Below are 16,773 nucleotides of genomic sequence, written 5' to 3'. Positions count from 1 at the left end.
CGGGCCGGATGTTCGGCACGGAGGCCCCAGGCCATGCACAGGAACGAACCCCGCGACTCCGCCGTCACGCCCGACGTCGAGCCCACCGACACCACCGCGCGCCCGGGCCGCGCCCCCTCTCCGGACATGGTGTGGATCCCCGGCGGCACCTACTGGATGGGCTCCGACCATCACTATCCGGAGGAGGCTCCGGCCCATCAGGTGACCGTCTCCGGCTTCTGGATGGACCGCTACACCGTGACCAACGAGCAGTTCGCCCGCTTCGTGGAGCAGACCGGCTACGTCACCGTCGCGCAGCGTCCGCTCGTCGCGGCGGACTACCCGGGCGCGACGCCGGAGTCGCTGGTGCCCGGCTCGCTCGTCTTCCAGAAGGCGAAGCAGCCCGTGGACCTGGGCAACGTGGCGAACTGGTGGAGCTACGTCCCCGGAGCCAGCTGGAAGCACCCCGAGGGCCTCCGCAGCTCCGTGAAGCACCGCCGCGACCACCCCGTCGTCCACATCGCCTATGAGGACGCGGAGGCGTACGCCACCTGGGCCGGCAGGGCCCTGCCCACCGAAGCGGAGTGGGAGCGCGCCGCGCGCGGAGGCCTGGACCGCAACGAGTTCTGCTGGGGCAATGACTTCACGCCCCACGGGGAACACCTGGCCAACACATGGCAGGGCTACTTCCCGTGGCAGAACCTGCGCGAGGACGGCCACGAAGGCACCTGCCCCGTGGGCAGCTTCCCTCCCAATGGCTATGGCCTGCATGAGATGGCCGGCAACGTCTGGGAGTGGACCACCGACTGGTACCACGAGCGCCACCAGGGCCACCCCGGCAAGGCGTGCTGCATCCCCGTCAACCCGCGCGGCCCCGCGACGGCCCAGGGCAGCCAGGACCCCTCCACGCCGGCCGTCACCATTCCGCGCCGCGTGCTCAAGGGCGGCAGCCACCTGTGCGCGCCCAACTACTGCCGCCGCTACCGGCCCGCCGCGCGCTCGCCGCAGGCCGTGGACAGCGGGGCCAGCCACATCGGCTTCCGCTGCATCGTGCGTCCGCCCGCGCCCTAACCGCCGCGCGCGGCTCCGGCGCCGGAAGGCCGCCGCGGTTCGCGGTCCACGGAGAGGCGCGGCGGCACCACCACCGTGGCGAACACGAGCCCCAGCACCAGCTGGAGCGCCACCAGCAGCACGTTGAAGAGCCGGGCGTCGCTCGCGCCCGCGCTCGTCACGCCCAGGAGCGCGACGATGGCCTGCGTGCCCACGAAGCCCGGCGCGAGCTGCAACAGCCCGGGCATGATCAGCGTCATCGGCATCCGGTCCTTCCGGCGCCCGTAGAGCAGCCCCACCACGCCCAGCACGAACGCGGCCAGCAGCGGACTGCCCCGGTCCCCCAGCAGCGCCTTGGCCATCGCCTGCGTCCCGTACGCGAGCAGCACCGCGCCGACGATCCACCCCACGTCGCGCGGCCGTCCGGACATGCACACCGACAGCGCCACGCCGCCGATCGCGACCAGGAGGAACGTGAGCAGGGGCGGCAGCGCCTGCGCCGCGGCGGGTGGAGGCAAGGGCCAGGCGAAGCTCCAGAGCGTCCCCGCCGCGGCGATGCCCACGCCCAGCATCAGGAAGCGCAGCAGGCCATAGGCGAGCCGGGGCAGCCCCGCCTCCACCGATTCAGTGGCCAGCTCCAGCGAGCCCAGCGTCACCACCATCGCGGGCACCAGCAGCGTGGCGCCGCCGAACAGCGCTCGCACCGCGTCGAAGCGGGGCAGGATGAACGTGAAGCCGAACGCCACCAGCGTCCCCAGGAAGGCCGCGAGGAAGCTCTTCTGCAGGTCCATCCGCTGCGAGCGCAGCGTACCGAAGTGGATGAGCCCCGCGACGACGCCCACGAAGAAGGCCACCCCCATCTCCAGCCACGCCCCACCCACCCGGGCGGCCACGGCCGCGCCGTACACGCCATACGCCAGGAACACGAGCCATTCGGGGTAGGCGGGCGGGCTGGACTCGATGCGGTCCAGCTCCGCGCGGGCCTCGGGCAGGAGCACGCGCCCCTCCGCGACCGCGTCCGACAGCCGCAGCAGCGCCGCGGCCCGGCCCAGGTTCCAGTGGGGATTGAAGGGCAGGCGCGCGAAGGCCACGCGGGGCCGCCGCCCGGCCATCACCTGCGTCATCGCCAGACTCTGGAGGGTGAAGACCTCCGCCTGGAGCCCCCAGGCCTCCGCCACGCGCCGCACGCGCGCCTCCACCAGGAGCGCTGGCTGATAGGCCAGGTGCAAGGCCCTGGCGAGGTCCAGGAGGAAGGCCGTCTGTGCCTCCATCGCTCCGTCCGCTTCGCGCTCCAGGGTCATGGGGCCTCCGCGCCAGTGTCATTCCCCGTGGCGGGCCCGGCGCCCTCGCCCTCACTGGATGCGAACGAGAAGGTGGCGCCAATCAGCAGGGTCACCTGGAAGGAGCGCACGTCCAGGCTGTCCACCGAGGACGCGATTCCCGACTCCCGGAGCGCGTCCGCCAGCCGCTGGGACTGCTTGCCGCCCCACGCCACGTCGCCGCCCAGCGTGAAGCGCGTCCGGCCGTGTCCCCAGTGCACGCCCGAGGCCACGTGGTACAGGTCCCAGGCCCCGAGCAGCGCGTTCGTCGCCGGGGTCCGCGCCAGCGCGCTGAAGTCCGTGTGCCCGCTCAGGTACACCCGCACCTGCTCGCCCAGCCGCTGCTCCACGCCCAGCGCCGCGTTCAGCACCGGCTTGAGCGCCAGGTCGAAGTCCCCGTCGATGGACTCCGTCGAGCCGCGAGGGACGATGGGCGCGCTGTCCACCAGCGTGAGCGGCGTGACGCGCGCGTAGCCCTCCAGGGACAGGTACACCGTGGTGGAGCGGAACCTCCGGCTCGCCCCGAGCGCCGCGCTCCACGGGCTGCGGAAGCGCGCCGCGAGGCCCTCCTGGAAGTCGAACACGGGCGCGGGGGTCGCCACGTCGAACCCCTGCGTCAGGATGGCGCGCTGGTATCCCGCCGAGCCCTGCCCCCAGAGCCCCAGGCTCGGCGTCGTCACCGCCAGCCCCACGGCCCACGGCCCATCCTGGTAGCTGGCCCCCACCTTCAGGAGCACGCGGAGGTGTTGCAGTTGCACGTCCCTGCCCAGCGTCGCCAGCAGCTGCTGGCCCGCGGCACCGGAGCCCTCCGCCAGCGTCTGGAAGCGCAGCTCCTGCTGCCGGAACGCGAGGAAGGGACTCAGGCCCAGGCCCAGGTGACCGCCGATGGGCACGGCCCAGGACAGCCCCGCCCAGTACTCGCTCACGGACTGGTCCAGCCGCACGTCCGTGGACAGCGCGTCCATGCCCCCCACGCCCGCCAGGTCCACGCCCGTGCGCGTGTCGCGCGACTCGAGGCTGAAGGAGACGCCCTGGCGCGTGAGCAGCGAATAGGCCAGCTTGGACTTCCCCAGGAAGTCGAAGCGGAGCGAGCCCGCGATGAGCGACGGGAGCACGCTCACGTTGGAGTCGGACAGGGCCCGGCCCCGCCCCAGGCCATCCTCCACCTTGAGGCGGGCGAACTCATACACGCTGCCGGTGAGCTCCAGCTCCGGCGTCCCCAGGATGCCGAGCGCGCCGGGGTTGTAATAGACGGCGCTGATGTCACCCGGGTTGCCCACGAAGGCGCCTCCCAGCAGCCACGCCCGGTTGCCGAACTGCCGGGTGGTGTAGTGCGCGTCCTGCGCCAGCGCCGGGGCGGACAGCAGCAAGCCCAGCACCGCGACGCGGAGCAGCGCTGGTGAGGGGAGTGGAGCCATGGCGTCAGTGCACCTGTTCGGGTGGAAGGGGCGGCTGGGAGGTCCGCGTGCCCTCGGGCGCTCCGCCTCGCGCCTCCAGGTAGGCACGCACGGCGGAGCCCACCGTGGGGTAGAGCCGGTCGTGCCCCAGCCGCGCGAGCAGCCCCGAGCGCCGGAGCACCACGCGCATGGGGCCCCGCGCCTGGGCCACGGCGAGCACGATGCCCTCGTCCTCCAGCTCGCGCCGCACCTTCTCCAGGCTCTCCGCGGCGGTGATGTCCAGGTCGAACACGGAGGAGGCATCCAGCACGAACCACTCCACCGGGGCGCGGGACTCCGCCACCAGCTTGCGCACCTGTTCGCGCAGGAAGCGGGCGTTGGCGAAGAAGAGGGGCGCGTCGAAGCGGTAGACGACGAGGCCGGGCACCGTCTCCGCGTCCGCGTGGCCCTCCACGTCGTGCCAGCCGGGCACGCCCTCGCGCTCGCCCAGGATGGCGTCGTGGGGGTGCGCCGCGCGGCGGATGAGGTCCACCAGCGACAGCGCCACCGCGATGAGGATTCCCTGCAGGATGCCCAGCAGCAGCACGCCCAGCGTCGTCACCACCGCGAGCAGCGCCTCCACCGGCCGGATCCGCCACAGCCGGACGACGGGCTGCACCTGCAGCAGGTACACCGCCGCGACGATGACGATGGCCCCCAGCGTGACCAGGGGCAGCTTCTCCAGGAGCGGCGTGAGGAACAGGCTGAACAGCAGCACCACCCCCGCCGCGCCCACGCCCACCGCCTGCGTGCGCCCCTTCATGGATGCGTTGACCGCCGTGCGGGAGTCGCTGCCCGTCACCGGGAAGCCCTGCGTGAGGCCGGTGAGGAGGTTGGCCGCCGCCTGTCCGAAGAACTCCTGGTTCGCGTCCAGCCGGTAGCCGAAGCGGTCCGCGTAGATGCGGCCCGTGAGCACGGAGCTGGCGTAGTTCACGAGCGCGAGGCTGAAGGCCGCCGGCAGGAGCTCGCGCACGTCGGAGAAGCCGACGGCGGGCAGGCCGAACGCGGGCGCCGCCGCGGAGATGCGGCCCACCACCTTCACGCCCCCGTTGTCCAGTTGGAACCACCACGCCAGCAGCGTGGTGACGACCACCATCACCAGCGGCGCGGGCCAGCGCGGCAGCCAGTGGCGCATCTCCACCAGCGCCGTGACGACGGCCAGCCCCAGCAGCAGCGTGGGCACGTGCGTGTGGCCCACGTTCGCCGCCACCTCCGACAACTGCCCGGTGAAGGCGTTCGACTTGCGCTCCAGCCCGAGCATCCGGGCCAGCTGGCTGCCAATGATGATGAGCGCCGCGCCGTTGACGTAGCCGATGAGGATGGGCCGCGACAGGAAGTCCGCGAGCGCCCCGGCGCGGCACAGCCCGCCGATGAGGCTCACCACGCCCACCATCAACGCCAGCAGGGCCGCGAGCGACGCCAGCCGCTCCGGCCCGCCGCTGGCCAGCAGCGGGGCCATCGCCGTCGCGGTGAGGATGGACGAGCCCGCCTCCGGCCCGAGCAGCAGGTGCCGCGACGGGCCGAACAGCGCGTAGGCCAGCATCGCGAAGACGCCCGCGTACAGCCCCGCCACCGGCCGCGCGCCGACGATCTGCGCATAGGCCAACCCCTGGGGGATGAGCATGGCGCCCACGGTGAGCGCCGCCAGCGCGTCCGTGCGCAGCCACTCGCGCCGATACGTGAGCGCCTGCTCGACGCCGGGCAGCGCACGCCGCAAGAGCCGCCCGAGCGTGGCCGAAGTGCGCTGCATGGCCCGTCCACCTCTCTCACCGTCACCTGCCGTGCCGCGTGCGTGCGGACACCTGGCGCAAGGAAGGGTGGAGGCGCCCGCGCCTCGCGGCATCACCGCCCTGGGTGCGTTGCGGCCATCCTCTCCAGGACAGGCACGCTCACGCGCCCGCGTGCGCCCGCCGGCCCGCCGGCAGCGACGGCCCGCCGCCGCGCCCGGCCGCCTGGTGGCGCTTGTTCCAGAGCTGGTAGGGCACCAGCGCCAGGGTGCGGAGCACGAGGTACAGGCCCATGACCGCGAGCAGGTTCTTCATGGGGTAGGTGCTGCCGCCCAGGCAGAAGGCGAAGGCCGGGTTGCCGAGCACCGCGGAGAGGGCCAGCGCCGTGCGGTCCTCGGGCCGGGGCCGGCCCGCCACGTGGCCCAGGGCCGCGGAGCCCAGCGTCACGACCAACATCGCGACCAGGTTCCAGAGGCTCAGGTGCTTCAGCAGCGGCAGGCCGGCGACGAGCATCGTCACGGCGGCCACGCCCAGCGCGATGTTGAAATAGACCTTCACCGGCTTGAGCAGCCGCCGCGCCCAGCGCGGGGCGCCCTTCTGGAGGCCGATGCCCAGGGCGAACGGCACGAAGAACGGGAGGATGACCCGGGCCAGGAGCGTCCGGTATGGCGGCGTCTGGATGACCAGGGGGAACAGGTGCTCCAGCAACGCCAGCGACAGCGGCAGCAGCGCGATGGCGATGAGCGACAGGGTGACGGACAGCGCCAGGGCCAGCGGCAGGTTTCCCTTCTGCTGGGACACGGCGTTGAGGGCCATGGGCAGCCCCGGGCAGAACGCCATCAGCGCGATGACCCCGGCCGCGACGGGCTGGAGCGGCAGCACCTTCGTCACGAGGAGGGCCAGCGCCGGCACCGCCACCAGACACACCACCAGCCCCCGGACGAACGCCGGCTGCCGCGCGCCCTGGCTCAGGTCCCCCAGGTGCCACGACAGGCCCTGCGACAACCCGAGCGCGACGATGACGGTCGGGAGCATCAGCCCCAGGAGGGCTTGCAAGGCATGCATCAGGGGCCCTCCGGGAAGATGCGCTTCCAGTCCTGGCGCATGCTGACCACCGTCCAGCCGCCCTCGCGCGCGGCCTTCAGCGACGCCTCGTTCTTCTCCGAGTAGGCGAACTCGCGCTCCGCGTCGTCGTGGTTGATGAGCAGGGCGAAGCCCGCGCGGGGCTGCTCCTTCGTGTACTGGAGCATCTGGATGTCGCCGCCGGAGCGGACGTTGCCCGCGGCGAAGACCGGCCGCCGCCCGATGCGCTGTTCGATGCCCACCGGCTTGCCCGCCTTGTCATTGATGTGGTCCACCTTCGCCTCGCGGCGCAGCACGGGGTGGCCGTGGTTCTCGTCGAACTTCTCCTTCAGGTCGCTGCCGATGACCTGTTGGGGCGGGATGCCGTAGGTCTCCTCGGAGATGACGCGCATGAAGTCGGTGCCGCCGCCCGAGCTGATCCACGTCTGGAAGCCGTTGGCGCGCAGGTACTGGAGCAACTCCCGCATGGGGACGTAGGCCAGCTGGGTGTACGGCACGCCGAACTTCGGGTGGCGGGCGGTCTTGAAGAAGGCACGCGCCTCATCCGCGAACGCCTCCTGCGTCGTGTCCTTGTGGACGGCGGCGAACAGGGCCATCAGCTGAGGCTCATCCATGGATGAGAGCAGGGCGAGGTCGCCTTCCAGCACGGCCTTGAAGGGCTGCTTTCGCGCGAGCGACGCGTCCTTCTTCACGAGGGCCTTGACCTGTTCGCGCAGGAAGACGCCCTGGACGACGGGCTTCTCCTGCCAGAGCGTGCCGTCGTTGTCGAAGGTGGCGATGCGCTCCTCCGGGGGGATGAAGCCCGGGTCGCCCTCGGTGGTGGAGCGGGTGACGAAGTCGATGATGGACTGCTTCACCGGGCCCTCGGTCCAGGAGGGCAGCGGATCCGCGGCGAGCGCCTGGACCGGGACGGCCACCAGGAGGACGACCGCCCAGAGCAGGCAGGTCCGAGGGTGAAGGGCTTCGCGGATGGGTCGTGCCACGGTCGCCTCCTGTCGCGCCATCCCCCGGACGCCACCCCGAGGAGTGTGGGACCGGCACCGTCACTCCACAATGAAGCGTGGAGGCAGAGGGAGGAGGGCCCGCTGTGCCCGCCCGTCAACGAAGGACGGGAGCCTCCGGCGACGGGGGGAAAGCGGCGCGGCACAAGCCCCCCATGAACCCAGGCAGCAACCAGCGTGTCCGGGTTCCCGCCATCGTGTTCTCCCCCGCCTGTGCCGCGCCCAGGATGAAGCTGGTGAGGAAGTAGAGGCCGCGCCCACGGCCCCGGGAGTCGCAGTCCTCTGTCCGCAGGCGAGGGACGCCGCCTGCCTTCAGACGACCTCCCGGCGAAGCAGCGCCCGCCACTCCACGACGGCGATGACGATGAGCACCAGCACGAGCAGGAGGAACGCGCCGTTCCACTGCGTGCCGGGCATGCCGCCCAGGTTGACGCCCAGCAGGCCGGTGATGAACGACAGCGGCAGGAAGACGCCGGAGATGATGGTGAGCAGGTAGAGGATGCGCTGGCTCTTGGCGTCCTGACGGGCCTTCTCGTCCTCACGGAGGATGCGCGCGCGTTCAACCAACGCATCCAGCTCCTTGACGATGGAGCCGGCCCGCGCGGCGTGATCCTTCAATTGGTCCCGCTGGGCGTGCAACCAGTCCACGTCGAGCAAGCCGACGCGCACGACGGCGTCGCGGCAGAGGGAGACGAAGCGGCGTTGTTCCACGAGGATGCGGCGCAGCCTGCGAAGCCGCTCCGCGTTGGCGTCCTCGTCGCGGCGCTCCTCGAAGCGGGCTTCCAGTTCGGACAGCCTGTCATCCAGGTCGGCGAGACGCAGGGCGGACTCCGCGAGGGCGGTGCCGGCGAAGGTGATGAAGAGCTCCGAGGCTTGGGGGCCCCGGCCCGAGGCCAGCCTCCGCCGCAGGTCGGCGATGGCGGGCTGGTCGGCGGCGGCGACGGTGACGCTGCGATCCACCGTCCCCAAGATGCGCAGCGTCCGTTGCGGAGCGTCCACGTGCACGACGTCCGGGTGGAGCATCAGCAGGACGAGCTGATCGCCGCCGATGACGTCGATGCGGACGCGACTCACTTCAGCGAGGAGGGAGTCCCGCGCCTCGGGGGACAGGTGGAGCAGTTGCTCCAGGGCGCGAGGCAGGTCGGGGAGGTCCGGGGGCAGGTTCAACCAGAGGTGTCCATCCGAGGGCTTCCACTCCGGGAGCGCGTCCAGCGGAAGAGGACGCGCGCGCCCCTGGTCATCGAGCAGGAACGCGAAGGTCTCCCCAAGCTCATCCATGTCCGCCTCCCCACGTCCTGCGTGGAAGGTGGCGAGGAACCCCAGGAGGACCAAGGTCCCAGGCGGCCCATCAGCCTGCCGCCCGGCGACTGCTCACCCCGGGTCGAGCGACCAGGTTCCCTCGGCCCAGCGTTCGAGCGTCTGCCGCGCGCCAAAGGGAACAAGGCCCTGCCCCTTGGCGGCCTCTTCCAGCACGGCCTTGGCCTCGTCGGTGCGGTATCGCAGCAGATGCGCCGCGGCCATCACGCGAACATCCATCCGCTCATGCTTGAGCAGGACGGCGAGTGCTTCGCGCCCGGAATCGCCATGACTCAAGAGCTTGTCCACCGCCGCGCCATACTTCCGGGCGTGCATGTTTCCGGTTCGCGCGTCTCCCCGGAAGATGGCTTCGTTCTGGGCCACCACGTGGTGCGCGAACTGTTCGACGAGCGCCTCCAGCCGCATCACCACAGCCCCTTGCTCACGTTCTCGATTGCCTGCAACCCGAACTCATACTGTGCGGAGAAGGGGCGGGTACTCAACCACTGTCGCACCGTCACTGACGAGCCAGTGAGATCACGGCGAATCGAGGAGAAGAGCGCACGCCCGTTTGAACAATCCGAAGTCAGCCTCCACCGCGGCAAAGACAAGCAGCGCCGAACACACCACGCCCTCCCCGTCCCGCCAGCCCCTCCCGCGCGGTCGGCGATGACAGGCCGCCACGGGCAGGCCCCGCTGCCTCCTCCTGATTGTCCATTGCCTGCCGCGTTCCCACCCCTAGGGACAAACCTCGACGTGAAAGGACCCCGTCCCCATGGCCCGGAAACCACGCTTCCCCCTGCGGGTGGACCACACCGTCTATCCCCGCCCCGAATACCGCTTCCCCAAGGCCCGCATCGGGCTCACCTACAAGGACTCCCGGGCGGACTACCCACCCCTGCAACCCGCCCCGGACAAGGCGCCCAACATCCTGCTCGTGCTGCTGGATGACGTGGGCTACGGCTGGTCCAGCGCGTTCGGCGGACTCGTGGACATGCCCGTCGCGGAGCGGCTGGCGCGGGGCGGACTCAAGTACTGCCAGTTCCACACCACCGCGCTGTGCTCGCCCACCCGCGCCGCGCTGCTCACCGGGCGCAACCACCACAGCGTGTCGTCCGGCAACATCGGAGAGGTGGCCACCGGCTTCCCCGGCTACACCGGCATCATCCCGAAGAGCTGCTGCACCATCGCGGAGATCCTTCGCGAGAACGGCTACGCCACCGGCTGGTGGGGCAAGAACCACAACGTCCCCGACAACCAGACCAGCCCCGCCGGGCCGTTCGACAACTGGCCCACCCAGCGCGGCTTCGACACCTTCTATGGCTTCATCGGCGGAGAGACGGATCAGTTCTACCCAGCCCTCTACCGGGGCACCGAACCCGTGGAGGCCGGCCGCACGCCGGAGGACGGCTACCAGCTCACGCGCGACCTGGCGGACGACTGCATCCAGTGGATGCGCCAGCAGAAGTCCATCGCCCCCGCCCGCCCCTTCTTCGCCTACTTCTCCCCGGGCGCCGCGCACGCGCCGCACCAGCCCCCGCTCGACTGGCGCGGCCGACATCAGGGGAAGTTCGACATGGGCTGGGACGAATACCGCCGCCAGGTGTGGCAGCGGCAGCTGGAGCTGGGCGTCATCCCCCCCGGCACCCGGCTCACCGAACGCCCCAAGGAGATCCCCGCCTGGGAGGACGCCACGCCGGAAGAGCGGCGCTTCTACCTGCGCCTGATGGAGAACTACGCCGACTTCCTCTCCCACGCCGACAACGAGGTGGGCCGCGTCCTGCAAGCCCTCCAGGACCTGGGCGAGGAGGAGAACACGCTCGTCCTCTACATCATCGGAGACAACGGCTCGAGCGCGGAGGGCTCCCTCACCGGCACCCTCAATGAGATGGCCGTGCTGGGCGGCGACACGCCCGACATCGAGGACCTGCTGCCGCGCATCGACGACATCGGCCTGCCGGGCACCTCGCCGCACTACCCCGTCGGGTGGGCGTGGGCCGGCGACACGCCGTTCCAGTGGACCAAGCAGATCGCCTCGCACTTCGGCGGCACGCGCAACCCGATGATCGTCTCCTGGCCCCGCGAGGTGGAGGACCCGGGCGGCATCCGCTTCCAGTTCCACCACGTCATCGACATCCTCCCCACGCTGCTGGAGGTGATTGGCATCGCGGAGCCCACGCAGATGCACGGCGTGCCGCAGAAGCCCATCGAAGGCGTGAGCCTGGCCTACACCTTCGACGCGAAGCACGCGGACGCGCCCAGCCACCGCACCACGCAATACTTCGAGATGTTCGCCAACCGCGCCCTGTACCACGAGGGGTGGATGGCGTCGTGCCGTCACGGGCGGCTGCCGTGGGTGAACATCGGCGGCGCGGACTTCGACGCGGACCGCTGGGAGCTGTACGACCTGCGCCGGGACTTCAGCCAGGCGCAGGACCTGTCCGCCCAGCACCCGAAGAAGCTGCGCGAGCTCCAGGACCTCTTCATGGTGGAGGCCGCGAAGTACGACGTGCTCCCGCTGGATGACCGCTTCGTCGAACGCGCGGACGTGAGCCTGCGCCCCAGCTGGTTCCACGGCCGCAAGCGGGTGACGTTCTACGAGGGCATGACGTACCTGCCGGAGGGCAGCGCCCCGAAGACCCACAACGTCAGCTACACCCTGACCGCGGGGGTGGACATCCCGGAGGACGGCGCCGAGGGCGTCATCATCTGCCTGGGCGGCGACGTGGGCGGCTGGACGCTCTACATGGACCAGCAGCGGCTGGTGTACCACTACAACTTCTTCGACATGGTCCGCTCGGAGGTGGTGTCGTCGCAGAAGGTGCCCACCGGCCAGGTGGAGCTGTCCCTGGCGTTCACCAACGAGTCCACCACCCTGGGGGGCCCCGCCAGCGTGCGGCTCTTCATCAACGGCCGCGACGTGGGGGGGCTGCATCTGGAGCGGCAGACCCGCGCCCGCTTCAGCACGGAGTGCATGGACGTGGGCATGGACCACCGCGCCCCCGTGAGCCCCAAGTACCGCGACCGGATGCCCTTCCGGTTCACCGGCCGCATCGAATACGTCACCTTCGACTTCGACCTGGAGAACGCCAACCGCGAGCTCACCCCGGCGGAGCGCCTGGAGCAGCACGTGCGGCTGGATTGACGTCAGCGCCCGGCGCGAAGGCGCATGCCACGCCTTCGCGCCACGGCCTCAGGCATCGCGCCAGCGCAGGGACAGCACCGTCAGCGCCACGAGCGCGCTGCCCGCGCCCGCCACCGTCAGCAGGGGGCGGCGCAGCCGCGCGCCCAGGGCCTCCAGCGCCCCCACGGTGACTTCGCGGCTCGCCCGCCGCAGCCGCTTCCGGTTCCGCGGGACCTCACGCCAGCGTCGGCCTTCATCCGCGAGCGCGCCCCCCGCGCCCCGGACCGTCGCGGCGGCGGTCCGCTCCGCGAGCCGTTCCAGGGAGGACGTCAGCGCATCACCCGAGCCCCCCGAGCCCCCCGGGCTCGCCGCCAGCTCCTCGCGCAGGCCCGCCGCCAGCCCGCGCACGAGGTCCTGGCCCGCGCGCTCCACCCACCCCACCAGCAGCCCCGAGTCCTCGCGCAGCTTCGATTCGATGCCCGCCACCAGTCCCCGCCCCACCCTCGCGGCCACCTCCTCGCCCAGCGGCGCCAGCGCACGCACGTCCTTCGTGAGGAGGGGCAGCGACTCGTGGAGCTGCGCGGTGGCGGCCTTCACCACGCCCCGGGCCATCACCTGGGCGCGCTCACCGGGTGCGTGGATCTCCTCCGTCCGGGAGTGGGCGAACTTCACCGCTTCATCGAAGAGCTGGCCCAGGCGCACCATGAAGGCGTGCAGGGGCAGCCCCCCGTCCCGCCACTCCCGCTGGAGCGCCTCCAGGGCCCCTTCCATGGCCGCGCCCGCGAGCGCATGGGCCGCGGCCGCGGGCTCCACCTGCTCGCGCTCGGCGGCGTCATGCGCGAGCCGGCCCAGCACGGTGAGCACGTCCTGGATGAGCGAGCGCAGCTGCCCGTCGAACTCCGGCAGCTCGTCGCGCAGCCCGTCGGCGGCGCCTCGCACCGCGCCGCTGGCGGCCTCGCTCGCGGCAAGCCGCTCCAATGACAGGGCCAGGTTGCGAAGTGCCTCCAAGGGCCCCGTGCGCCGCGCGATGCCCATGGAAACACCCCACCTTCTCGCGGGCCTTGCACCCGCGAATGAAGAGAGTTCCCTTCACACGCTGCGGAGGCACGAGGGCCGCGGCAAGGACACCCAGGCGGGCCGGCCTCTCCCGCCCCGCGCGCCCCACCCCCTGGGGCGGCAACGCCAACCGGGCACCCGCCACCCTCAACGCCGGCTCCTGATTGTCCACGGTCCGTCGCGTCCCCACCCCTAGGGACAACGATTGGAGCGTGTCCCCATGGCGACGAAGGCAGCGAAGAAGAAGCAACCCAACATCCTGGTCATCTTCGGAGACGACATCGGCTACTGGAACCTCAGCGCCTACAACCTGGGCGTCATGGGCTACCGCACGCCCAACATCGACCGGCTGGCGAAGGAGGGGGCGCTCTTCACCGACTACTACGCCCAGCAGAGCTGCACGGCGGGCCGCGCGGCCTTCATCACCGGTCAATGTCCCTTCCGCACCGGCCTCACCAAGGTGGGCATGCCCGGGGCGAAGGTGGGGCTCCAGCCCGAGGACCCGACCATCGCGGACCTGCTCAAGCCCCTGGGCTACGTCACCGGCCAGTTCGGAAAGAACCACCTGGGCGACCGCGACGAGTTCCTGCCCACCGTCCACGGCTTCGACGAGTTCTTCGGCAACCTCTACCACCTCAACGCGGAGGAGGAGCCGGAGAACGTGGACTACCCCAAGGACCCCGAGTTCCGGAAGCGCTTCGGGCCGCGCGGCGTGCTCAAGAGCAAGGCGGACGGCAAGGGCGGCCAGACGGTGGAGGACACCGGCCCGCTGACGAAGAAGCGCATGGAGACCGTGGATGAGGAGTTCCTGGGCGCCACGCTGGACTTCATCGACCGGGCCCACTCCGACGCCAAGCCCTTCTTCGTCTGGTTCAACACCACCCGCATGCACATCCACACCCACCTTCGGCCGGAGTCGCAGGGCCGCACCGGCCTGGGGCTGTTCCCGGACGGCATGGTGGAGCACGACGGGCACGTGGGGCAGCTGCTCTCCAAGCTGGACGCGCTTGGCATCACCGATGACACCCTCATCATCTACACCACCGACAACGGCTCCATGACGAGCATGTGGCCCGACGGCGGCACGACGCCCTTCCGCGGCGAGAAGGACACCAACTGGGAGGGCGCGTTCCGGGCCCCCTGCCTCGTGCGTTGGGCTGGCACGGTGAAGCCCGGCACGCAGTTCAACGAGCTGTTCTCCTCCGAGGACTGGCTGCCCACGCTGCTGGCCGCCGCGGGCGAGCCCGACGTGGTGCAGAAGCTGCTGGAGGGGCATGACGCGGGCGACAAGCACTTCAAGGTCCACCTGGACGGCTACGACCAGACGGCGCTGCTGTCGGGCAAGGGCGAGACCCGGCGGGACGAGTTCTTCTACTTCGGCGACGACGGCGAGCTGGTCGCCATGCGCTACAAGCGCTTCAAGCTCGTCTTCGAGGAACAGGACGCCACGGGCATCGAGGTGTGGTCGCAGCCCTTCACCAGCCGGCGCGTCCCGCTCATCTTCGACCTGCGCGCGGATCCGCTGGAGCGCGCCGAGTCCTCCGTCGGCTACTTCGCCTGGCTCCTGGACCGCTCCTTCGTGCTGGTGCCCGCCCAGGCCCTGGTGGGGCGCTTCCTCGCCACCTTCCAGGCGTTTCCCTCGCGCCAGCATCCGGCCAGCTTCTCCATTGATCAGGTGATGGCGAAGCTGGAGAACGGGGCCGCGCCCATCCACTGAAGGACAGGAACGGCGCTCCACCGCCCGGGCCGAGCGCCCCGCGGTGGAGCCCCGCGGGCCGTCCCAGGCCGCCAGCCGGGTGTTTCCAATCCATCGCCGCCCGGGAGAGTCTGCTTGTGCGCTCCGGGCCGTTGAGGCATCCGGAGGCTCCCTCCCGGAACCTCGCGACATGACCGACTCCCCGCCCCCGGCCCCCCAGGACGCAGCGCCTCGCACCAAGCGGTGGCGCCGCGCGGCGCTGTGGGCCCTGCTGGCCGTGGCGGTGCTGGAGGTGGCCATCAACGTGGCGCTCAACGCGGGCGTCACCCAGGCCATCATGCGCCGCTCGACGGACCGCACGCAGCTGACGTGGCGGAGCGCGTGGTGGCTGTGGCCCGTGGGCCGGCTCCACCTCCGGGACTTCACCCTCACCCAGCAGGACTCGAACGTCTGGTGGAAGGTGGAGGTGGACGCGCTGGAGGCCGGGATGTCGCTGACGGGCCTCCTGCGAAAGCGCGTGGAGGTGCACGGCATCGACGGGCACGGCGCGAGCTTCCACCTGGAGCCGTCCTCGCTGCCCGAGGGCCCGCCGGGCCCCGTCAGCAAGCCCTGGGTCATCCTCCTGGAGGACGTCACGCTGCACGACGTGCGCGAGCTGGACTTCAGCCGGGTGCGCTTCGTGGGAGGCCTGGACGTCACGGGCACGCTGGACCTCCAGTCCCGCGAACGCCTGAGGGTGGACCTCCCGTCGGTGCGCGTGGGCGAGGGCTTCATCGAAGTGGACGGCCAGCGCGTCGCGAGGCTGGAGTCGCTGGCCTCGCGGGCCCTGCTCGACGCGCCCTTCCAGGAAGGCGAAGGCCACGACCTGTCCCAGGCGCTGAGCGGCGAACTCCAGGCGAAGGTGGACGTGCTGCCGCTGGATTGGATCAACGAGCAGCTGGGCGCCAGCGCTCCGGTGTCCCTCCACGGCGGCGCCGGACGGGTGGAGTTGGACGTGCGCATGCGGCGCAACACCCTGGAGCCGGGCAGCCGGTTGACGGCCTCCGGCGCGGAGCTGGACGTGCGCGCGGGGCCCATGCGGATCCAAGCCCCGTGGACCGTCCACGCCGCCATGGACGCGCAGCCGCGGGAGCAGCCGTCAGGGACGCTGCGGATGGCCTTCACGCCGGTGCGAGTGTCGGGCCCCCAGGGCCACAGCGTGGAGATACCGGAGGTGGCCCTCACCGTGCTGGCGCGGCGGCGCGAAGGGCGACCGGGCATGGACCTGGAGCCCGCGCTGCGAGTGGCGAAGAGCAAGCCCCTGGACCTGCGCGTGCTCAACCCCTGGCTGGGGCGGACGCTGGAGGTGGACTCCGGCCACGTGACGGTGCGCAGCGAGGAGCCGCCCAAGGGCGAGCGGACGCGCGACTCCCTGTCCCTGCGCATGGACACGGACCTCGTCACCGGACGCATGGGCGAGAACAAGGTCCTGCTGCGCGCGGAGGTGGAGGTCGATGCCCGGCACCTCTCGCTGGACATGACGGAGCTGGGGCTGGCGGGGACGACGCTCAAGCTGAGCCAGGTGTCCTCCAATGGCCCGGTGCCCATCCGCGCCTGGAGCGGCACCTTCAGCCTGCCCCGCGCGAGCCTCACCCTGTCCCCCACGGTGCTGAGGGCGCGCTTCTCGAGCCAGCTCACCGACACGCAGCCCCTGGTCGCGCTCATCACCTCGTCGAAGCGGCTGCCCGCCTTCGTCACCTCCCTGCTCAACATCCCGAAGGTGGAGGTGACGGGGCAGGTGCAGATCGACGAGCGCGGCCTCCAGCTGCGTGAGCTGAAGGCGAAGGGCGAGGGCTTCTCCCTGGACGGCCACCTGGACCTGGTTCAGGGCAACATCACGGGCGCGCTGCTGACGACGCTGGGCGTGGTGACGGGCGGCATCGAGTTGAGGCCCGGCCACCACGACCTGCACCTGCTGAACGCGAAGGCGTGGTTCGAGGGCCAGCCGGTGCCGCCGTTCCGCTAGG

General features: G+C 71.2%; 12 protein-coding genes. 4 read left to right on the top strand and 8 right to left on the bottom strand.

From position 1 onward, the window contains the following. Positions 1-33: 33 nt before the first annotated feature. A complete protein-coding gene (locus tag GTY96_RS20710; RefSeq protein ID WP_161665577.1) occupies positions 34-1,050 on the top strand; it encodes a formylglycine-generating enzyme family protein in 1,017 nt (338 codons plus the stop codon). On the opposite strand, the gene GTY96_RS20705 is transcribed toward GTY96_RS20710, so the two are convergent. From GTY96_RS20705 to GTY96_RS20675, 7 genes are all read right to left on the bottom strand, one after another. Continuing rightward, the gene (locus GTY96_RS20705; protein WP_161665576.1) at positions 1,047-2,330 is read right to left on the bottom strand and encodes a threonine/serine exporter family protein; all 1,284 of its coding nucleotides are present in this window, start codon (positions 2,328-2,330) and stop codon (positions 1,047-1,049) included. The genes GTY96_RS20710 and GTY96_RS20705 overlap by 4 nt on opposite strands. After that, positions 2,327-3,766, bottom strand: coding sequence for a hypothetical protein (locus GTY96_RS38295; protein ID WP_161665575.1), 1,440 nt, complete (start codon positions 3,764-3,766; stop codon positions 2,327-2,329). The genes GTY96_RS20705 and GTY96_RS38295 overlap by 4 nt, the downstream gene beginning before the upstream one ends. A gap of 4 nt (positions 3,767-3,770) precedes the next feature. Beyond that, the gene (locus GTY96_RS20695) at positions 3,771-5,534 is read right to left on the bottom strand and encodes a SulP family inorganic anion transporter (protein WP_143900398.1); all 1,764 of its coding nucleotides are present in this window, start codon (positions 5,532-5,534) and stop codon (positions 3,771-3,773) included. Between the two features lie 139 nt (positions 5,535-5,673). Continuing rightward, on the bottom strand, positions 5,674-6,576 hold the full coding sequence (locus tag GTY96_RS20690; protein ID WP_143900399.1) for a bile acid:sodium symporter: 903 nt from the start codon (positions 6,574-6,576) through the stop codon (positions 5,674-5,676). Beyond that, a complete protein-coding gene (locus tag GTY96_RS20685) occupies positions 6,576-7,577 on the bottom strand; it encodes an HAD family hydrolase (protein WP_328700958.1) in 1,002 nt (333 codons plus the stop codon). The genes GTY96_RS20690 and GTY96_RS20685 overlap by 1 nt, the downstream gene beginning before the upstream one ends. A 330-nt stretch (positions 7,578-7,907) precedes the next feature. Then, entirely contained in the window at positions 7,908-8,873 is a 966-nt protein-coding gene (locus GTY96_RS20680; RefSeq protein ID WP_161665573.1) for a CorA family divalent cation transporter, read from the bottom strand. 93 nt (positions 8,874-8,966) lie between these two features. After that, positions 8,967-9,317, bottom strand: a complete 351-nt coding sequence (locus tag GTY96_RS20675) for a DUF2019 domain-containing protein (RefSeq protein WP_161665572.1) — start codon at positions 9,315-9,317, stop codon at positions 8,967-8,969. Positions 9,318-9,666: 349 nt separating this feature from the next. Here GTY96_RS20675 and GTY96_RS20670 point away from each other — a divergent pair, with 349 nt between their 5' ends. Beyond that, on the top strand, positions 9,667-12,036 hold the full coding sequence (locus GTY96_RS20670) for an arylsulfatase (protein ID WP_161665571.1): 2,370 nt from the start codon (positions 9,667-9,669) through the stop codon (positions 12,034-12,036). Between the two features lie 48 nt (positions 12,037-12,084). Here the strand turns inward: GTY96_RS20670 and GTY96_RS20665 are convergent, their stop codons facing one another. Further along, positions 12,085-13,050: a hypothetical protein gene (locus GTY96_RS20665; RefSeq protein WP_161665570.1), complete on the bottom strand. Its 966-nt coding sequence runs from the start codon at positions 13,048-13,050 to the stop codon at positions 12,085-12,087. A 241-nt stretch (positions 13,051-13,291) separates the two neighbouring features. On the opposite strand from GTY96_RS20665, the gene GTY96_RS20660 reads away from it, so the two are divergent. Both GTY96_RS20660 and GTY96_RS20655 read left to right on the top strand, forming a co-directional pair. After that, complete coding sequence (locus tag GTY96_RS20660) at positions 13,292-14,788, top strand: arylsulfatase (protein WP_143900409.1); 1,497 nt, start codon at positions 13,292-13,294, stop codon at positions 14,786-14,788. Between the two features lie 169 nt (positions 14,789-14,957). Next, positions 14,958-16,772: an AsmA family protein gene (locus GTY96_RS20655; protein ID WP_143900411.1), complete on the top strand. Its 1,815-nt coding sequence runs from the start codon at positions 14,958-14,960 to the stop codon at positions 16,770-16,772. Position 16,773 lies beyond the last annotated feature (1 nt).

Origin of the sequence: Corallococcus silvisoli, assembly GCF_009909145.1 — a bacterium.
Lineage (GTDB): Bacteria > Myxococcota > Myxococcia > Myxococcales > Myxococcaceae > Corallococcus > Corallococcus silvisoli.
The sequence above is the reverse complement of the archived record's forward strand: the minus strand, read 5'-3'. Positions and strand labels throughout refer to the sequence as shown.

Coding starts and splice junctions, on each gene's coding strand:
- GTY96_RS20710 (WP_161665577.1), top strand. CDS start 34: ATGCACAGGAACGAACCCCGCGACTCCGCCGTCACGCCCGACGTCGAG.
- GTY96_RS20705 (WP_161665576.1), bottom strand. CDS start 2,330: ATGACCCTGGAGCGCGAAGCGGACGGAGCGATGGAGGCACAGACGGCC.
- GTY96_RS38295 (WP_161665575.1), bottom strand. CDS start 3,766: ATGGCTCCACTCCCCTCACCAGCGCTGCTCCGCGTCGCGGTGCTGGGC.
- GTY96_RS20695 (WP_143900398.1), bottom strand. CDS start 5,534: ATGCAGCGCACTTCGGCCACGCTCGGGCGGCTCTTGCGGCGTGCGCTG.
- GTY96_RS20690 (WP_143900399.1), bottom strand. CDS start 6,576: ATGCATGCCTTGCAAGCCCTCCTGGGGCTGATGCTCCCGACCGTCATC.
- GTY96_RS20680 (WP_161665573.1), bottom strand. CDS start 8,873: ATGGATGAGCTTGGGGAGACCTTCGCGTTCCTGCTCGATGACCAGGGG.
- GTY96_RS20675 (WP_161665572.1), bottom strand. CDS start 9,317: ATGCGGCTGGAGGCGCTCGTCGAACAGTTCGCGCACCACGTGGTGGCC.
- GTY96_RS20670 (WP_161665571.1), top strand. CDS start 9,667: ATGGCCCGGAAACCACGCTTCCCCCTGCGGGTGGACCACACCGTCTAT.
- GTY96_RS20665 (WP_161665570.1), bottom strand. CDS start 13,050: ATGGGCATCGCGCGGCGCACGGGGCCCTTGGAGGCACTTCGCAACCTG.
- GTY96_RS20660 (WP_143900409.1), top strand. CDS start 13,292: ATGGCGACGAAGGCAGCGAAGAAGAAGCAACCCAACATCCTGGTCATC.
- GTY96_RS20655 (WP_143900411.1), top strand. CDS start 14,958: ATGACCGACTCCCCGCCCCCGGCCCCCCAGGACGCAGCGCCTCGCACC.